The organism is Luteimonas sp. A649, assembly GCF_054072735.1.
In genome coordinates, this window is the sequence record NZ_JBSVRQ010000001.1 from 727,117 (window position 1) to 744,038 (window position 16,922).

15 protein-coding genes and 1 pseudogene are annotated in these 16,922 nt (G+C 69.9%); 12 read left to right on the forward strand and 4 right to left on the reverse strand.

Annotated features, from left to right (window positions below):
* Positions 1 to 131: 131 nt before the first annotated feature.
* The 3 genes and pseudogenes from ACW5E8_RS03465 to ACW5E8_RS03475 all read left to right on the forward strand — a co-directional run bounded on the left by ACW5E8_RS03465 (position 132) and on the right by ACW5E8_RS03475 (position 2,650).
* Positions 132 to 842 carry an FKBP-type peptidyl-prolyl cis-trans isomerase N-terminal domain-containing protein gene (locus ACW5E8_RS03465; protein ID WP_456964096.1) on the forward strand — a complete coding sequence of 237 codons (711 nt, stop codon included), beginning with the start codon at positions 132 to 134 and terminating at the stop codon, positions 840 to 842.
* 130 nt (positions 843 to 972) lie between these two features.
* Positions 973 to 1,793: pseudogene (locus ACW5E8_RS03470) on the forward strand (NUDIX hydrolase).
* On the forward strand, positions 1,790 to 2,650 hold the full coding sequence (locus ACW5E8_RS03475; RefSeq protein ID WP_456964097.1) for a sulfurtransferase: 861 nt from the start codon (positions 1,790 to 1,792) through the stop codon (positions 2,648 to 2,650). Before ACW5E8_RS03470 ends, ACW5E8_RS03475 begins: the two are co-directional and overlap by 4 nt.
* Positions 2,651 to 2,657: 7 nt before the next feature.
* Here ACW5E8_RS03475 and ACW5E8_RS03480 read toward each other — a convergent pair whose 3' ends face one another.
* Entirely contained in the window at positions 2,658 to 3,416 is a 759-nt protein-coding gene (locus ACW5E8_RS03480) for an enoyl-CoA hydratase/isomerase family protein (protein ID WP_456964098.1), read from the reverse strand.
* Between the two features lie 43 nt (positions 3,417 to 3,459).
* On the opposite strand from ACW5E8_RS03480, the gene ACW5E8_RS03485 reads away from it, so the two are divergent.
* The 7 genes from ACW5E8_RS03485 to ACW5E8_RS03515 all read left to right on the forward strand — a co-directional run bounded on the left by ACW5E8_RS03485 (position 3,460) and on the right by ACW5E8_RS03515 (position 9,666).
* The gene (locus ACW5E8_RS03485) at positions 3,460 to 3,933 is read left to right on the forward strand and encodes a copper chaperone PCu(A)C (protein ID WP_456964099.1); all 474 of its coding nucleotides are present in this window, start codon (positions 3,460 to 3,462) and stop codon (positions 3,931 to 3,933) included.
* Positions 3,934 to 4,296: 363 nt separating this feature from the next.
* The gene (locus tag ACW5E8_RS03490; protein WP_456964100.1) at positions 4,297 to 5,193 is read left to right on the forward strand and encodes a hypothetical protein; all 897 of its coding nucleotides are present in this window, start codon (positions 4,297 to 4,299) and stop codon (positions 5,191 to 5,193) included.
* A 66-nt stretch (positions 5,194 to 5,259) separates the two neighbouring features.
* Entirely contained in the window at positions 5,260 to 5,601 is a 342-nt protein-coding gene (locus tag ACW5E8_RS03495) for a hypothetical protein (protein WP_456964101.1), read from the forward strand.
* Positions 5,598 to 6,308: a C39 family peptidase gene (locus ACW5E8_RS03500; protein ID WP_456964102.1), complete on the forward strand. Its 711-nt coding sequence runs from the start codon at positions 5,598 to 5,600 to the stop codon at positions 6,306 to 6,308. The genes ACW5E8_RS03495 and ACW5E8_RS03500 overlap by 4 nt, the downstream gene beginning before the upstream one ends.
* 1 nt (position 6,309) lies before the next feature.
* Positions 6,310 to 6,831 carry a hypothetical protein gene (locus tag ACW5E8_RS03505; RefSeq protein ID WP_456964103.1) on the forward strand — a complete coding sequence of 174 codons (522 nt, stop codon included), beginning with the start codon at positions 6,310 to 6,312 and terminating at the stop codon, positions 6,829 to 6,831.
* The gene (locus ACW5E8_RS03510; protein ID WP_456964104.1) at positions 6,831 to 8,168 is read left to right on the forward strand and encodes an acetate kinase; all 1,338 of its coding nucleotides are present in this window, start codon (positions 6,831 to 6,833) and stop codon (positions 8,166 to 8,168) included. The genes ACW5E8_RS03505 and ACW5E8_RS03510 overlap by 1 nt, the downstream gene beginning before the upstream one ends.
* Positions 8,169 to 8,298: 130 nt before the next feature.
* On the forward strand, positions 8,299 to 9,666 hold the full coding sequence (locus tag ACW5E8_RS03515) for a sigma 54-interacting transcriptional regulator (RefSeq protein WP_456964105.1): 1,368 nt from the start codon (positions 8,299 to 8,301) through the stop codon (positions 9,664 to 9,666).
* A gap of 11 nt (positions 9,667 to 9,677) precedes the next feature.
* Here ACW5E8_RS03515 and ACW5E8_RS03520 read toward each other — a convergent pair whose 3' ends face one another.
* The 3 genes from ACW5E8_RS03520 to ACW5E8_RS03530 form a co-directional block, all read right to left on the reverse strand.
* The gene (locus ACW5E8_RS03520) at positions 9,678 to 10,097 is read right to left on the reverse strand and encodes an acyl-CoA thioesterase (RefSeq protein ID WP_456964106.1); all 420 of its coding nucleotides are present in this window, start codon (positions 10,095 to 10,097) and stop codon (positions 9,678 to 9,680) included.
* Positions 10,094 to 13,048, reverse strand: coding sequence for an excinuclease ABC subunit UvrA (gene uvrA / locus ACW5E8_RS03525; protein WP_456964107.1), 2,955 nt, complete (start codon positions 13,046 to 13,048; stop codon positions 10,094 to 10,096). Before uvrA ends, ACW5E8_RS03520 begins: the two co-directional genes overlap by 4 nt.
* Before the next feature lie 155 nt (positions 13,049 to 13,203).
* A complete protein-coding gene (locus ACW5E8_RS03530) occupies positions 13,204 to 15,696 on the reverse strand; it encodes a S8 family serine peptidase (protein ID WP_456964108.1) in 2,493 nt (830 codons plus the stop codon).
* Positions 15,697 to 16,254: 558 nt separating this feature from the next.
* Here ACW5E8_RS03530 and rplU point away from each other — a divergent pair.
* Positions 16,255 to 16,575 carry a 50S ribosomal protein L21 gene (gene rplU, locus ACW5E8_RS03535; RefSeq protein ID WP_456964109.1) on the forward strand — a complete coding sequence of 107 codons (321 nt, stop codon included), beginning with the start codon at positions 16,255 to 16,257 and terminating at the stop codon, positions 16,573 to 16,575.
* 12 nt (positions 16,576 to 16,587) lie between these two features.
* Positions 16,588 to 16,848: a 50S ribosomal protein L27 gene (rpmA, locus tag ACW5E8_RS03540; RefSeq protein WP_132984603.1), complete on the forward strand. Its 261-nt coding sequence runs from the start codon at positions 16,588 to 16,590 to the stop codon at positions 16,846 to 16,848.
* Positions 16,849 to 16,922 lie beyond the last annotated feature (74 nt).

Here is a 16,922-nt window from a genome sequence, read left to right on the forward strand (position 1 = left end):
GGGGTCGGATGCTGCGGTGTCAGTGGCGGTTAAGCGCTGGGGCCAGTATCCTAACGTGTCCAGACGGGGCGGCCAGACCGCCCCGCCGCGTCTTGGACCCACCCAATCTGCAATTCCGGAGAGTCCCACGAATGAAGTTGCGCCTGCTCGCCGCCGCCCTTGCGGCCACCACCCTGGTCGCCGGTACCGCCGCCGCCCAGGACACCACTTCCGAGAAAGGGAAGCTCAGCTACGCGATCGGCTACAACACCGGCGCGGAGCTTGCGGAGCTGACCGAGCGCGGTGAAGCCATCGACGTCAACACGGTCGTCAAGGCCCTGCAGGACGCCTACGGCAAGAAGGAGCCCACGGTCGCCGTGGACGACCTGCGCACCGCCGTCGAGAACATGCAGAAGCGCCAGCAGGCCAAGATGGAGGCCGAGTTCAAGCGCGTCTCCGACGCCAACAAGGCGGCCAGCGACACCTACCTTGCGCAGAACCGCGCCAAGTCGGGCGTGCAGACCCTGCCCAGCGGCGTGCAGTACCGCGTGATCGAAGTCGGCAACGGCGCCAAGCCGACCCAGGCCAGCGATGTCGCGCTGAGCTACAAGGGCTCGCTGCCCGACGGCACCGTGCTGATCGACACCAACCAGGTGCCGCAGGGCCAGACCCCGGGTCCGATCGAGCTGAAGGTCAGCCAGATCCCGCTGGAAGGCCTGCGTGAGGCGCTGCTGCAGATGCCGGCCGGCTCGCGCTGGGAAGTCGTGCTGCCGGGCAACAAGGCCTATGGCACGGACATCCGCGCCGGCCGCATGGCCAACCAGGCCGTGGTGTTCGACGTCAAGCTGGTCAGCGTCAAGTGACCCCGGGGCGCCGCCGGCGCCCCTTGCACCACCGCGCGGCCACCGCCGCGCACGCGACTGCTCCACGGACGCGCCGGCCCAGTGCCGGCGCGTTCGCGTTTCAAGCCCCCGCAATCATCCGGTGGATGCGATGAGCACCGATTTCCGCGCCGTGCAGAGTCCCTGCATCGGCGTGTGCACGATCAACGACGACGGCCTCTGCGACGGCTGCCTGCGCACCGGCGACGAAATCGCCGGCTGGCTGGCGATGGACGATGCCCAGCGCGAGGCGATGATGGATTCGGAACTCCCCGCGCGCGAGGCCCGTCGCGGCTGATGGTCCCCCGGCCTGCCGACGCTGCGCTGCAAGCCGCGCTGGAACCGCTCAACGCCGTGCCCGCTGGTCCGGCCTGGAACCTGGACGAGCTGCGCGACCTGCTGCCAGGACGCGCCGCGCTGGCCGATGCCGCGGTGCTGGTGCCGCTGGTCGGCCTTCGCGAAACCCGCGTCATCCTGACCCGCCGCGACGACGGGCTGCGCCACCACGGCGGACAGGTGAGCTTTCCGGGTGGACGCGTGGATCCGGGGGATGCCGGCCCGCTGGCCGCGGCCCTGCGCGAAGCGGAAGAGGAGATCGGCCTGCGCCCGGTCGATGCGCATGTGCTCGGCTACCTCGATCCGCTGGCCACGATCACGGGCTTCCAGGTGCTGCCGGTGGTTGCGCGGGTCCCGTCGGGATTCGTACCGCGGCCACGGGCCGGCGAAGTGGCCGAGGTCTTCAGCCTGCCGCTGCGCTGGCTGATGGCGCCGGAGAACCTGGAGCGGATCGCGGTGCGCTACCAGGGCCGCGACCGCGAGGTGTTCGAGTACCGTCGCCATGAGGCCGCTCCCGGGCAGCGCGTCTGGGGTGCGACCGCCTCGATCCTCTACAACCTGCGCCAGCGCCTGCTGGCCGCCGGAGGCCTGCCGTGAACACATTCCCCGACTGGACCACCCTGGTCCCGCCCTCCGACCTTGCCGCGCGCCTGGGCGACCCCTTGCTGGTGGTGCTCGACGCGCGCTTCTCGCTCGCAGATCCGTCCGCCGGCGAAGCTGCCTGGCGTGCCGGCCATGTGCCCGGCGCGCACTACGTGCATCTCGACCGCGAGCTGTCGGGCACGCACGTGCCCGGCGCCGGGCGCCATCCGTGGCCGGACGCCTTGGACTTCGGACGCGTGCTCGGCACGCGCGGCATCACTCCGGCACACCAGGTCGTCGCCTACGACGCAGCCGATGGCGCCTTCGCGGCACGGGCCTGGTGCCTGCTGCGGCTGGCCGGGCACGCAAGGGTGGCGGTGCTGGACGGTGGCTTCGACGGCTGGCGCGAACAGGGCTTGCCCGTCGAGGTGGACGTCCCCGTGGCGGAGCCGGCCGCACCGTATCCGGTGGCATTCGACCACGCGCGGCTATACGACGGCGCACGCGTGCAGGCGCATCTTGACGCCGGCGGCCTGCTGCTCGACGCACGCGGGCGCGAACGCTTCATCGGCGATGTCGAGCCGATCGATGCGCGCGCGGGCCATGTGCCGGGTGCGGTGTCGCGCCCATACGCGCTCAATATCGCCGATGGCCGCTTCAAGTCGCGCGAGGCGCTGGCGCACGAATTCGCGGGGGTGCTGGACGCGCGCTCCCCATCCGACGCGGTCGCCATGTGCGGCTCGGGCGTGACCGCCTGCCACCACCTGCTGGCGATGGCGCACGCCGGGCTCGAAGGCGCCGGGCTTTACACCGGCTCGTGGAGCGGCTGGATCGAGGATCCGGCGCGCCCGGTGGCCACCGGTCCCGGCTGAGCCCCGTCTATTTGCCCAGTCGCGCCACCAGTGCGCGCAGCCCGGCCTGGGTGTCCGGGTCATTCCAGGCATCGACGAAGGTGTCGATGTCGATGCGCTCCGGCGCCAGCGCCGCGTGCAGGTCGGCGCGCGCGATCGCGCGGGTGCGCAGCACGGGCTTCCGCGGCAGCGCCAGCAGCGCTTCAAGCCAGGCGACCGCGCGCGCCACCACCGCGGCGTGCGGCGCGAGTTCATCGACGAGGCCGATCTCGAACGCGCGCGCGCTTTCCACGAGCTCGCCGCCGACCAGCAGGCGCTCGGCGCGGTGGATGCCGACGGTCCGCCGCATCAGGTGCTGGATGCCGTCCGGCGCGACCAGTCCGACCTGGGTTTCGTTGAGGCCGATGCGGAACGGCCCCTCGGCCATCACCCGGTAGTCGCAGCACAGTGCGAGCACGCAGCCGCCGGCGGGCGAGTGGCCGGTGATCGCCGCCACCACGGGGACCGTGGATGCCGCCAGCGCGCGCGCTGCCGAGAAGAAGTCGGACCACGCCGCGCCGATCCCATCGCGCGACTGCAGCGACAGCAGGTGCGGCACGTCCAGCCCGGCGGAAAAGGCTTTCTCGCCGCCCGACAGCACGATGCCTTCCGCACCCGCCACGATGGCCGCCGGCACCGCCTCTGCCAGCGCCCTGCAAAGCTCCGGGTTGAGCGCGTTGACCGGCGCGCGCGCGAGCCTGAGTTCGGTAATCGCGCCATGCGCGATGGTGTCGATGAGTGCAGTCATGCGTCGTCGCGTCCGCGCCTGGGTGGACGGTTATCATAGGTGCATGGGCATCTTTCTTCGCGTCGTCCTTCCCGCCGTGGCGCTGTGTGCAGCGACTGCGGGGGCGTCCGCTTCGGAACCGGCGAGCGCCGGCGCCGATGCCACCTGCATGCCGCGGGTGATCGACGGCTGGCTGCGTTCGCCGCCGATGCCGATGCCGATGATGGCGGGCTTCGCCCGCATCGATAACCCCTGCGCGGCGGAGGCCATCGTCACCGGCGCGCGCAGCGATGCATTCGCCAGCGTCGAACTGCACGAAACGCGGGTGGGGGACGGCGTGAGCCGGATGCGCGAGGTGGCGGAGCTGCCGGTGGTCGCCGGCGGCGATGTCGTGCTGCGTCCTGGCGGACTGCACCTGATGCTGATGCGGCCGGTCTCGCCGCTGGCGGCGGGCGACATCGCGCGCATCGAATTCACCCTGGCCGACGGCCGCAGCGTCGGCGCTGACTTCGAGGTGCGCGCCGCCGACGCGCGCTGAGGGCTCCCGGGACGGCCGCGCGCAGCGGCCGGGGGCTCGATTCCCAGGAATGAAACATCGTGGCAGGGCGCCTCGTGGGCGCGCTGCGCCACGTTTCGTGCGGATCCGGCGCCGCTGCCACGCGGTTCCTGCGCCCCGGCGTGCGGGCGCATGTATCAGCGCTGCAACACTTTCGGCGTCGACGGTGCCGGTGAATACGGGGTGCCCGGTTCGTCGCTCGATCGGCGCTGAAAAAATTCTGCGCGATCAAGCACATGCGCCCGCCTTCCCGGTCTGGCACCAAACCTGCGATAGACAGGTTCGCGCCGGCGTGCCGTACCTCCCCCTTGTGCGCTGGCGCGACATCCCCCTAGGAGAATGACAATGCGCATCCACAAGAGCATGTTGGCCGCGGCAGTGCTGCTCGGCATCGGCCTGTCCGCCCCGGCATGGGCACAGGACCAGACTGAAACCGGTGACGGCGACAACAACGCCAGCAATACCGAAGACAACAGCAGCGGCGACAGCCGCGACAACGCCGGCAGCGCGGCCGGCATCGGACTGTCGAACGCATCCGCGAACAACGGCAGCAGCGCCAGCACGAGCATCGCGAGTTCGTTCAACACCTCCACGGCGGTCGCCGAGACCAACCTCCTCGGCGCGGTCACCGGCAACAGCGTGCTGGTGCTGGGCAACGTCGCGCTCAACGGCGGCAGCGCCGATGGCGGTGACGGTGGTGCTGGCCTGGGTGGCCTTGCCCTGGCCGGTGGTGGAGACGGTGGAGACGGTGGCGACGGCGGCGATGCCGGTGCGATCAGCGCGCGCGACGGCGATGCCGCTGCAGCGGGCCTCGCAGGTGCGCTGGGTGCTGCCGGCTCGGACTCCGGTGACGCAGACGCATACGTCGAGGGCATCGGGGATGCGATCGCGACGTCGGGCGACAGCAGCGCGGCAGCTGATGCCAGCGCCACCGGCGGCGACAGCAGCGCCGACAACTCCGGCAGCAGCGGTGACGCGACGGCCACGGCCGGGACCGGCGGCGACGGCGGCGACGGCTCGGGCGGCAGCGCGACCGGCGGCGACGGGATGGGCGGTGCTGGCGGCGCGGGCGGAACCAGTTGGGCCCACGGCGGCGCCTTCGACATGTCCAACTCGATGGACGGTTCGGCGAACGCGGCGGCGGGCATCATGGTGCTTGCGCAGAACAGCGGCGCATCCTCGCTGATCCAGCAGGGCGTGACCGTGCAGGCCAACCTGAACCTGGGTACCAGCGGTCCGTAGTCCGGGCATGGGCGCGCACCGCGGCATGCTCGCGGTGCGTCGCTTCATCCTGTCAAGGAGGGCGCCATGCCTGCCATTGCGATTCCTGTCCTCGCCAGCGTGCTCGCGCTGGCATCCCCGCCCGTTGAACCGGCAGCCGTCGAAGGCTTCGGACCGGCGGTGGCCGTCCCGGCGCTGGAGGCCATGCGGGGTGGCGAATCCACGGCCATCACCGTGGTCGACGTCGACAACCAGGGCCAGGTCGACGGCAACACCGCCGTCGGGACCGTCGGCGGCCCCAACACCATCACCGGCGGCGCCTTCGGCAACGCCGCGGGCATCAACACCGTCATCCAGAACAGCGGTGCCAACGTGCTGATCCAGAACGGCACCGCGGTCAACGTGCAGTTCGGCGGACCGGGCCCGTGACCCGCGCCCGCGCCGCGCTCGGGACCTGCCTGGCGGCCGCCTGCATGGCGGGGCTGGCGGCGGTTCCCGCCGTGGCGCTGGCAGGGCGGACCGAAGTGCACGTGCCCTACGGTGGCAGCTACTCGCTGCAGGTCACCAGCCTGAAGGCGGCGCGCTACCGCACCACGATCCCGCAGCAGTACGACTACAGCTGCGGCTCCGCCGCGGTGGCCACGCTGCTGACATTCCAGTACGGGCAAGCGGTCAGCGAGGCGGACGTGTTCCAGCACATGTACCTGCGCGGTGACCAGGCCCGCATCCGCCGCGAGGGCTTCTCGCTGCTGGACATGCGTGCGTATCTCGAAGCGCAGGGCTACGCGGCCGATGGTTTCGAAGTGCCGCTCGACCGCCTGCTCGCCGAAGGGCTTCCGGCGATCGTCCTGCTCAACGATCGCGGCTACCGGCACTTCGTCGTGGTGAAAGGCATGCGCCACGGGCGCGTGCTCATCGGCGATCCGGCGCGCGGGACGCGGCTGCTGACACGGCGCGACTTCGATCGCCTGTGGGACAACCGGGTGCTGTTCGTCGTCCACAACCGCCGTGCACTGGCGGCCTTCAATCATCCGCGCGACTGGCGCCTGGCACCTCTGGCGCCACTGGCCAGCGCGGTCCAGCGGCAGGGACTGCAGGACGTGGTCATGCGCCGTCGCGGGCCCGGGGACATCTGACATGAAGAGTCCAACCACGATCCGGATCGGGTGGCAGGTCATCGTCACCGCGCTGCTGGCACTGGCGGCCGTGGGCTGGCCGTCGCACGGCCGGGCCGCTGAAAGCGGGCCGCCGGCAGGATGGACGCCGCTGGATGCGGCCACGCTCGACGCGATGCGCGGTGGTTTCGCGCTGCCGTCGGGGCTGGTGGTCTCGTTCGGCTTCGAACGCATGGCCTGGGTTGACGGCCAACTGGTCGCATCGCTGCGGATCGACATTCCCGACATCGCGCGCATCACGCCCGCGCAGGCGCGCGAACTCGAGCAGCTGCGCCAGCTGCAGGTCGTGCAGGTGGGGCCCGGCAATGCCTTCGATGCCGCCGGCGGCGGCGCGGGGCTGGTCCTCCAGAACACCCTCGACGGCGTGCATATCCGCGTCTCCACCACGATCGATGCGGCCAGCAATACCCTGGGCCTGCTGCAGGCCATCAACTTCAGCGACGCCCTCGGCCGTTCGGGCCTGTCTGCGACCGGGACGCCATGATGCGTGCCGGGGGATGGAAGGGGATCGCACTCGTCGCCGCGGCCCTGGCCGTGCCCCTGCCCGCGTGGTCGCAGGCGGCGCCAGCGGCGGACACGGAAGGCCGCATCAGCGCACTGGAGGCGCGCCTGGATGCGCAGGCGCGCGAGATCGAAGCCCTGCGCAGTTACCTCGAGGGCCAACAGGCCGATTGGGACGGCGGCGACGCGGGCGTCGATGCCTGGCGCCTCGATGGGCTGCGTGCGCGGGGCGGGGTCGCGGGCGCGCTGCCCGCCGCTGCGCCCGCCGCGGTGGCCGTGGCCGTGGCGCAGCAGGCCGGCGAGGCGGTGCCGGTCGGGCAGGCACCGGAGGAATCGACGCGGCCTCCGGAGGTGGCGCAGATCTTCGACCAGCCCGGCGTGCTGACGCCGCGCGGCACGTTCATCCTGGAGCCGTCGCTGCAGACCGGCTACTACTCCAACGACCGTGTGGCACTGATCGGCTACACCGTGATCCCGGCGATCCTGATCGGCCTGATCGACGTCCGCCAGGTCAAGATCACCAGCGCGACCGCGGGGCTGGCCGCGCGCTATGGCGTCGGCAACCGGTTTGAACTCGAGCTCAGGGTGCCGTACATGTACATCCGCAGCGACACGGTGAGTCGCGAGATTTTCACCGGGTCGGCGCAGGACAGCGTGTTCAGCGCCGACGGCAGCGGCGTGGGCGACCTCGAGCTGACCGCGCGCTGGCAGCTGCCGAACAAGGGCGCGGACCGGCCGTTCTACGTGGCCTGGCTGCGCTACAAGACGCGCACCGGCAAGGACCTGTTCGAGGTCGTCACCGACTGCGTCACGCGCTGCGTCGCCAACGCCACCGGCACGGGGCTGCCGCTGGAGTTGCCCACCGGCAGCGGCTTCGCCTCGCTGCAGCCGGGGGTCACCTGGATGTACGCATCCGACCCGGTGGTGTTCTTCGGCAGCCTGAGCTATCTGCACAATTTCGCCCGCGAGGACGTCTCGCGCACCACGCTCAGCGGGGCACCCGAAGGCTTCCCGCAGACCACCACCGAGTTCATAGGCGAAATCGACGCCGGCGACATCCTCGGCTTCAATCTCGGTGTCGGCCTGTCGCTCAACGACCGCGCCGCGATCAGCATCGGCTACGACCACAGCATGGTCCAGCGCTCGCGGCAGAACGGCAGCGACCTGCCGGGCTCGGTGCGCTTGGTGCTGGGCACGCTGATGCTTGGCGGCACCTATCGCATCAGCGATCGCACCAGCATCAACATCGCACTGGGGGCGGGCATGACCCGCGATACCCCGGACGTCACCCTGGTGGCGCGGCTTCCGATCCGCTTCTAAGCGCCTGAGCCCTGTTCAGGCACGCCGGTGTCCGGCCGCTTCGCGGCCCCGCGTTGCTTGGGGTGGACACGGGACGGAGGCCATCCGCAGGGGGCGGGTGCAGCGCAGGCGAATGCCGGGATGCAGCGGAGTGCGCGATTTCATCCACTGGGTGGTGGCGGGTGATCGCACGGATGCGACCCTGCCATCGAGCCTCGGCCAGCGCGGCTGGCAGCCCCTGATGATCTCGGGCGCGCAGGCGGTGCCGCAGCTCTTCGCCGATGGCGGCCGCCACTGCTGTGCCGGATTGGTCGACTTGCGGGGCTGCCATGAGCCGGCGCCGGCGGCGCTGCAGTGCATCCGCGAGGTGCTGGGCCGCGGCGAGCGCGCCTGGGTCGCGGGACTGTCGCCAGGCCAGGTGCGGCTGGACGTCGTGCGCAACCTGGTCCGCGATCTCTGCCACGATTACGTCGTCCTGCCCTGCGAGGATGGCCTGCTGGCCACGGTGCTCGGCCACGCCCACGGCATGGCGCGCCTGGGCAGGCACGAGGACGTCCTTGTGCCACCACCGCCTTCGCTGGACGGGATGATCGGGGACAGCCCCGCGATGCGCCTGCTGTACCGGCAGCTGCGGCGCGTGGCCCTGACCGGCGCGCCGGTTTGCATCGGTGGGGAAACCGGCACCGGCAAGGAACTGGCGGCCGCGGCGATCCATCGCCACTCCACGCGCCGGAACGGAGCGCTGGTGGTGATCAACTGCGGCGCGATCCCCGGCAGCCTGCTGCAGTCAGAGCTGTTCGGTTTCGAACGCGGGGCCTTCACCGGCGCGATCCAGCGCAAGCGCGGCCGCTTCGAGCATGCCGACGGCGGCACCCTGTTCCTCGACGAAATCGGCGACCTGCCCTTGGAATCGCAGGCCTCGCTGCTGCGATTCCTCGAGCAGGGCACGATCCAGCGCCTGGGCGGCCACGATGACATCGCCGTGGATGCGCGCATCATCTGCGCGACCCACGTCGACCTGGGGGAGGCGATGGAACGCGGCCGCTTCCGCGAGGATCTCTACCACCGGCTGCGGGTGATCGAGCTGTGGATGCCGCCGCTGCGCGAGCGCGACGGCGACATCGCGCTGCTGGCCGACTGGGCGCTGGCGCGGCATGCTGGCGAGGGCGGTGGCCGCGTGCGCGGATTCACCCCCGAAGCCCGGCGGGCACTGCATGACCATCCATGGCCGGGAAACGTCCGCGAGGTGGTCAATCGCGTGCGCCAGGCGCTGGTGATGGCCGAGGGATCCCGCATCACCGCCCGCGACCTGCGGCTCGAGGATGCTCCGCCCGTGACGCAGACACTGGTCGAAGCACGGTTGGAGGGTGAGCGCGTGGCCATCGAGCGCGCCCTGGCCCGCAACGGCCGCCGACTGCAGGCTGCGGCGCGGGAGCTCGGCATCTCGCGGGTCACGCTGTACAGGCTGATGAACCGCCATGGCCTGCGTGGCCAGGCCGACGGGGTGGGGACGGGCTGAGCCGCGCGCCTTCAGTCGCCGGCGATCCTGCGGACGGCGTCGGGCAGCGGGGTCGGGCGGCCGCTGCGGCGGTCGATCCAGACCATGACCACGTGGCCGTCGGCGTGCAGCACGGTGCCGTCGGCGCTGGTGATGCGGTGGCCGATGGTGACGCTGCTGGTGCCCACGCGGTCGGCGGTGAGCTCCACCACGATCGCGCCGGGGTAGGGGATCGGATGCCGGTAGTTCATCTGCACCGCCGCAAGCAGCGGAGCGGTTTCATCGGTCACCCAAGGCTCGTCCAGCGACTCGAACCAGCGGATCCGCGCCTCCTCGAGGTAAGTCATGAAGTTGGAGTTGTTGACGTGGTTGAAGGCATCGAGGTCGCGCCAGCGCAGCGCGATGGGCATGCGGTGGAGCAGCTTGCCGTGCTCGGCGGGCTCACGGTTCATGAGGAGATGTCCCTGGCCTTGCGGCGGCGGGTGGGGGTGCCGGTCTTGCCGCGCGAGCGCGGGCGTGGTGCGTCGGCCACCGGAGTCGTGGTCGTGCGCGCCGTCTGTTCCGCGAGCAGTTTCGCGAGGAAGCGCCCGGTATGCGACTGCGGCATCGCCGCGACCTCTTCGGGCGTGCCCTGGGCGATGATCTCGCCGCCGCGGTGGCCGCCGTCGGGACCGAGGTCGATGACCCGGTCGGCGGTCTTGATGACGTCGAGGTTGTGTTCGATCACCACCACGGTGTTGCCGTCGTCGCGCAGCTTGTGCAATACGCCCAGCAGATGGTCGATGTCGTGGAAGTGCAAGCCGGTGGTGGGTTCGTCGAGGATGTACAGCGTACGGCCGGTGTCGCGGCGCGACAGCTCCTTCGACAGCTTCACGCGCTGCGCCTCGCCGCCCGAGAGCGTGGTCGCCGACTGCCCGAGGCGGATGTAGCCCAGGCCGACATCGGCCAGGGTCTCGAGCTTGCGCGCCAGCGCCGGCACCGCGTGGAACAGGTTGAGCGCGGCCTCGACCGTCATGTCCAGCACCTCGTGCACGTTCAGGCCCTTGTAGCGGATCTCCAGCGTCTCGCGGTTGTAGCGCTTGCCGCCACAGACGTCGCAGGGCACGTAGATGTCGGGCAGGAAGTGCATCTCGACCTTGATCAGGCCGTCACCCTGGCAGGCCTCGCAGCGGCCGCCGCGGACGTTGAAGCTGAAGCGTCCCGGCCCGTAGCCGCGGGCGCGCGACTCCGGCACCTGCGCGAATAGCTCGCGCAGCGGCGTGAACAGCCCGGTGTAGGTCGCCGGGTTGGAGCGCGGCGTGCGCCCGATCGGCGACTGGTCGATGTCGACCACCTTGTCGAACAGGTCCAGGCCTTCGACCGAACGGAACGGCGCCGGCTTGTGCGAGGCGCCATTGATCTCGTTGGCGGCCAGCGCATACAGGGTGTCGTTGATCAGCGTCGATTTGCCGGATCCGGAAACGCCGGTGACCACGGTGAACAGCCCGTTGGGGATGACCAGGTCGACATCCTTCAGGTTGTTGCCGGTGGCGCCGAGCAGGCGCAGTTCCAGCTTCGGGTTCGGCGCGTGGCGCGTCGCCGGGATGGCGATGCTGCGCTGGCCCGACAGGTACTGGCCGGTCAGCGATCGCGGTGCGGCCAGGATGTCCTCGTAGCTGCCCTGGGCGACGACTTCGCCGCCGTGCACGCCGGCTCCCGGCCCGATGTCGATGATGTGGTCGGCCAGGCGGATCGCGTCCTCGTCGTGCTCGACGACGATCACGGTGTTGCCGAGGTCGCGCAGCCGGGTGAGCGTACCCAGCAGGCGCTCGTTGTCGCGCTGGTGCAGGCCGATCGAGGGTTCGTCGAGCACGTACATCACGCCAACCAGGCCGGCGCCGATCTGGCTTGCGAGGCGGATGCGCTGGGCCTCGCCACCGGACAGCGAGTCGGCCTTGCGTTCCAGCGTCAGGTAATCGAGGCCGACGTCGACCAGGAAGCCCAGGCGCTCGCGGATCTCCTTCACGATGCGCTCGGCTACCTCGCCGCGCCAGCCGGGAAGCACGAGCTCGCTGAAGAAGCGCAGCGCCTCGCCGATCGGCAGCACCACGATCGACGGCATCGCGCGCTCGGCCACGAACACGTTGCGCGCGGAGCGGTTCAGGCGCGCGCCGCCGCAGTCGGGGCAGGGTTGCTCGCTGATGTACTTGGCCAGTTCCTCGCGCACGGCCGCGGATTCGGTCTCGCGGTAGCGGCGCTCGAGGTTGGGCACGATGCCTTCGAAGCGGTGCCGGCGCTTGCTGCGCACGCCGCTTTCGGTCACGTAGGTGAAGGCGATCATCTCGTCGCCGCTGCCGTAGAGCACGGCTTGGCGGACGTCCTCGCCGAGCTCCTGCCAGCGGGTGTCGACGTCGAAGCCGAAGTGGCGCGCCAGCGATGCGATGAGCTGGAAGTAGTAGTGGTTCCGTCGGTCCCAGCCGCGCACCGCGCCCGCGGCCAGTGACAGCTCCGGGTGGACCACCACCCGTGTCGGGTCGAAGAACTGGCTGACGCCCAGGCCGTCGCAGGTCGGGCAGGCGCCGGCCGGGGCGTTGAACGAGAACAGGCGCGGCTCGAGTTCGGGCAGCGCGTAATCGCAGACCGGGCAGCTGTAGCGCGACGAGAACAGCAGCGGCTCGGCCGCGTCGCCGTCGAGCGCGCGCACCTCGGCCATGCCGTCGCCCAGCTTGAGGGCGGTCTCGAAGGATTCCGCCAGGCGCTGCTGCATGTCCTCGCGCACGCGGAAGCGGTCGATCACGGCTTCGATGGTGTGCTTCTGGCGCAGCGCCAGCGGCGGCACGGCGTCGATTTCATGCACCTCGCCGTCCACGCGCACGCGCACGTAGCCCTGCGCACGCAGCTGTTCGAACACCTGGGCGTGCTCGCCCTTGCGCTCGCGCACCACCGGCGCCAGCAGCATCCAGCGGCGTTCGGCGTTCGCGGGATCGCCGGCGAGCGCCATCACCTGGTCGACCATCTGGCTGACGGTCTGCGCTTCAAGCGGGTACTGGTGGTCGGGGCAGCGCGGCTGGCCGACGCGGGCGTACAGCAGGCGCAGGTAGTCGTAGATCTCGGTGATCGTGCCCACGGTCGAGCGCGGGTTGTGCGAGGTCGATTTCTGCTCGATCGCGATCGCCGGCGACAGGCCTTCGATCTGGTCGACGTCGGGCTTGTCCATCACGCTCAGGAACTGCCGTGCGTACGCCGACAGCGACTCGACATAGCGACGCTGGCCTTCGGCATAGATGGTGTCGAAGGCGAGCGAGGACTTGCCGGAGCCCGACAGGCCGGTAACCACGATCAGGCGGTCGCGGGGCAGGTCGAGGCTGATGTTCTTGAGGTTGTGGGTGCGCGCTCCGCGGATGCGGATGAGGTCCAACGCCATCGGGTGGGGTCCGGAGGAAGGGGAGGGGAGGGTGGACGATCAACCAGCCTACCCAGCCCCATGGATGGGGGCAATCCACCGGATTTACACCACGCCGCGGGCAAAGAAAAGGGGCCCGGCGAACCGGGCCCCTCGTCAGACACCTGCGCCCTGGATCAGCGACGCGCGGAGTAGTTCACCGTGATGGTCTCCGAGCACTCGGTGGTACCCGCGTTGCAGACCTGGTAGGTCGCGCTGCCGGCACCGGTCGAGGCGGCGGTGAAGGTGTGGGTGAACAAGCCGCTGTTCACCGCGGTCGCCGCGACCTCACCGTTGAACTTCACGTCGACCTGTTCACCCTCGCCACCGACCCACTCGAGCTGCGTACGGATGCGCTGGCCCTTGAGCGGGAACACGTGGCGGGCAGCCAGGTCCTGCGGAGCAACGCCGCCGCCCACATCCACGAAGCTGGCGGTCAGCGTGACGCCGGTCGCAGCCTCGTAGCCGTAGATGCGGGCGTACCAGCGGCCGGCATCCGGCGTTGGGTACGAGCACGTTTCCTCGTTGCCGACATCCCACGGGCGGCAATTCCAGTTGGTGTCGGTCGGCTCCTGGCCCATCAGCACGTAGAGGTCGGCATCGCCGGTACCACCGGACATGTCGAAGCTCAGATCGGTCGCGCCCTCGGGCACGTCGATGTAGAACATCGCCTGTTCGGTCGTGCCGACGTCGATGCCGGTCACCGTGACGCCGTTCTCGAGTTCGACGGCGCCCGGCGGCGGCGGCGGCGGCGGGTCGTCACCGTAGGTGCCGGTCAGGCTGTAGCCGCTCGAGGCGCTGTACGCGACGATGCGGACATGCCATTCACCCGCTGCGGGGCTGGTGAAGTTGCAGTCCTCGGCAACCACACCGCCCGTCCAGGGACGGCAGTCATAATCGCTGTCCGTGGGGGCCGAGCCGAAACGCACGTACAGGTCGGAGTCACCCGTCGCGTCGGTGCCCGGAGCCATGGCGAAGGTCAGCGGGGACGCACCCTCCGGCACGTTGAGGACGTAGAACTTCTCGCTGGTGGCGGTCATCGAACCGAGCTCGACCGTGACGCCGTTCTCGAGTTCGACCGGCGGCGGCGGCGGCGGCGGGCCCGGCGGGGTCGGCGGCAGGTCCTCGTTACCCGCAGCGACTGCGGCCGCGTAGCGGGCGTCGATCAGCCAAGCGCACCAGCGCGAGCTCGTATCGCAGTTGGTGACCGTGCCGTTGGACGCATAGCCCGTGTTCTGCAGGATCGTCTCGATCTCGGTCGGGCCGAGGTCGCCTTCGGCGGCTTCCAACATCAGCGCGATGGTGCCGGCCACGTGCGGGGCCGCCATCGAGGTGCCCGCATACCAGGCATACCCGTCACCCGCCTGGACCGTGGTGCCGAGGTTGATCGTCGAAAGCACCTGCGACGTTTCCGGGAAACCGCTGCCGGCGCCCGCGGGAGCGGCGACGCTGATGCCCAGGCCGTAGTTGGACGCGCTGTACTTGGTGTTGTCGGGGCCGGTGCCCGCGATCGCCATCGCGCCGTTGCAGCTCGCGGGGCTGAAGTTGCCCACGTCCGAGTTGGAGTTGCCCGCGGCGATGACCACCGTGGTGCCGTTGCCAACGGCGATGTCGATCGCATCCTGCATGAAGGTCTGGCAGGCAACGCCGCCACCCAGGCTCAGGTTGATGACGTCGGCCGGGGTCGCGTTGTCGGGCACGCCGTCGACGGTGCCGCCGGACGCCCAGATGATCGCATCGCTGACGTCGGTCCAGGCGCCGCCCAGGTTGCCGAGCACGCGGACGTGCTGGACCTTGGCGCCGTGAGCCACGCCTGCACCGCCGATGTTGTTGTCGGTCAGTGCAGCGATGGTGCCGGCCACGTGCGTGCCGTGCCAGGAGCTGTCGTACTTGCTGTCCCAGTCGCCTTCGTCGTTCGGGTCCGCGTCGCGGCCGTCGCCGTCGCGGGCGTTTTCCGGGTCGGTGATGAAGTCGTAGCCGGCGATGAACTGGCCGGTCAGGTCTTCGTGTTCGACCTGTCCCGTATCGAGCACGGCGACGATGGAGCCCGTGCCGTCATAGGTGTCCCAGGCTTCGACGGCGTTCATGCCCATCGGGCCGGGCTGGTAGTGCCACTGCTGCGGGAAGAGCGGATCGTTGGGCTCGAACAGGCGATGTGCGAAGCCGTTGGGCTCGACGGCGCGGATGTCCGAACGCTGCATCAGCACGCCTTCGAGCTGCTTGCGGGCGACGACGTCGATCTCGCGGTCCAGGCGGATGAGCTGCGCGCCCGTGCCCAGGGTGCGCTCGATGTTGATGCGGGCACCGATCAGCTTGCCGACGGCGTCGAGCTGGCGCTGCAGGTCCGCGGCGGGCTTCGCGCCCTTCTGGAAGCTGACGATGAATTCCCGGTAGCTGTCGTCGGCAGGGGCCTTGAGGTTCGCGCCGTAGGCCTGGGCAGGCTTGCCGAACACGGGCTTCTTCACAGCCGCCCTCTGCGGCGGTGCGACCCGGCTGGCCGAGATCCTGCTTGCGTCGACGCTGTCACTTGCGGGCGACTTCAATGCCGCATATGACGGCGCCGCGAAGAGCGCGGCGGTGATCGCCACGGCGAGCGCGGTTGTAGTGGTGTTCCGGATATTGCTTGTCATTTCGGTCCTCTCTCCTTTCGTCGATCCGAACGCCCTAGGGCGTCGGCCCCATCCACGCAGTGGCTGTCGCTACTTCAGTGGAACCTGCACGCGCGTTCGCGGCGCGACCTGGGTCGGCGACCGGCGAACGGGCGAAATGCGATGCGGCGGCGCGATGCGCCAAGCCGGCAGCCGGGCCGCGACGGGCCCGGAAATCAAGATGGGAAGCAGGTGCGCGACCGCACGGCGTGGTGCCAGCCCCGGGGGCTGTCGTGGCCTTGCGCGATGTACCTGGTGCCAGGCAATGCACGTACAGAGGCGCTCCGTAAGAGACCGTCAACGACCCTCCCGGCGCGGTAGCGGCGCCGATGCGGGTAGCTCAACTGCTGTCCTTGCAGCGGACGGTCCCCTGTGACCCGTCCGACCAGGCCGAACCTACCGGATACCGGGTGCGGTGCGCAACAGTAAAGCTCCCATTCAGCCTTGTTTGACCCGAAACCACTGATCCAATTACAATTCCGCTCCTGTCCGCCCTCGATGGCGGCAGGCGACCACAATAACTACAGAGGAAGCTTGGTCATGTACGCAGTCCTGGTAACAGGCGGAAAGCAATACCGCGTGATGCAAGGCGAGACGCTCCGCGTCGAGCTGCTTGACGTCGAGGCGGGCAAGGAGATCACGTTCGACAACGTGCTCATGCTCGGCGACGGCGAAGGCATCAAGATCGGCGACGCCCTCGCCGGCGCCACCGTCACCGCCACCGTCAAGGCCCACGGCCGCGCCGACAAGGTGCGCATCGTGAAGTTCCGCCGCCGCAAGCACCATCGCAAGCAGATGGGCCACCGGCAGCACTACACCGAAATCGAGATCACCGGCATCGCCGGTGGCGACAAGAAGTAAGGAGCAGCAGCCATGGCACATAAAAAAGGCGTAGGTTCCTCGCGCAACGGCCGCGACTCCAACCCGAAGTACCTCGGCGTGAAGATCTATGGTGGCCAGGCGATCGATGCCGGCAACATCATCGTCCGCCAGCGCGGTACCCAGTTCCACCCGGGTTCGGGCGTCGGCCTTGGCCGCGACCACACCCTGTTCGCGCTGATCGACGGCAAGGTCGAGTTCACGACCAAGGGTCCGAAGAAGCGCCGCACCGTGAACGTGGTCGCCGAGGCCTGAGCCCCGCGCCACGCTCCACGAAGGGCCCCGCTCCGGCGGGGCTTTTCTTTGCCGGGGCATCGATCCCGGCACCC

What these genes read in the sequence shown, in the direction of transcription:
- ACW5E8_RS03530 (WP_456964108.1), bottom strand. Translation starts at nt 15,696, where the DNA reads ATGACAAGCAATATCCGGAACACCACTACAACCGCGCTCGCCGTGGCG.
- ACW5E8_RS03480 (WP_456964098.1), bottom strand. Translation starts at nt 3,416, where the DNA reads ATGACTGCACTCATCGACACCATCGCGCATGGCGCGATTACCGAACTC.
- ACW5E8_RS03495 (WP_456964101.1), top strand. Translation starts at nt 5,260, where the DNA reads ATGCCTGCCATTGCGATTCCTGTCCTCGCCAGCGTGCTCGCGCTGGCA.
- ACW5E8_RS03510 (WP_456964104.1), top strand. Translation starts at nt 6,831, where the DNA reads ATGCGTGCCGGGGGATGGAAGGGGATCGCACTCGTCGCCGCGGCCCTG.
- ACW5E8_RS03490 (WP_456964100.1), top strand. Translation starts at nt 4,297, where the DNA reads ATGCGCATCCACAAGAGCATGTTGGCCGCGGCAGTGCTGCTCGGCATC.
- rplU (WP_456964109.1), top strand. Translation starts at nt 16,255, where the DNA reads ATGTACGCAGTCCTGGTAACAGGCGGAAAGCAATACCGCGTGATGCAA.
- ACW5E8_RS03505 (WP_456964103.1), top strand. Translation starts at nt 6,310, where the DNA reads ATGAAGAGTCCAACCACGATCCGGATCGGGTGGCAGGTCATCGTCACC.
- uvrA (WP_456964107.1), bottom strand. Translation starts at nt 13,048, where the DNA reads ATGGCGTTGGACCTCATCCGCATCCGCGGAGCGCGCACCCACAACCTC.
- rpmA (WP_132984603.1), top strand. Translation starts at nt 16,588, where the DNA reads ATGGCACATAAAAAAGGCGTAGGTTCCTCGCGCAACGGCCGCGACTCC.
- ACW5E8_RS03465 (WP_456964096.1), top strand. Translation starts at nt 132, where the DNA reads ATGAAGTTGCGCCTGCTCGCCGCCGCCCTTGCGGCCACCACCCTGGTC.
- ACW5E8_RS03520 (WP_456964106.1), bottom strand. Translation starts at nt 10,097, where the DNA reads ATGAACCGTGAGCCCGCCGAGCACGGCAAGCTGCTCCACCGCATGCCC.
- ACW5E8_RS03485 (WP_456964099.1), top strand. Translation starts at nt 3,460, where the DNA reads ATGGGCATCTTTCTTCGCGTCGTCCTTCCCGCCGTGGCGCTGTGTGCA.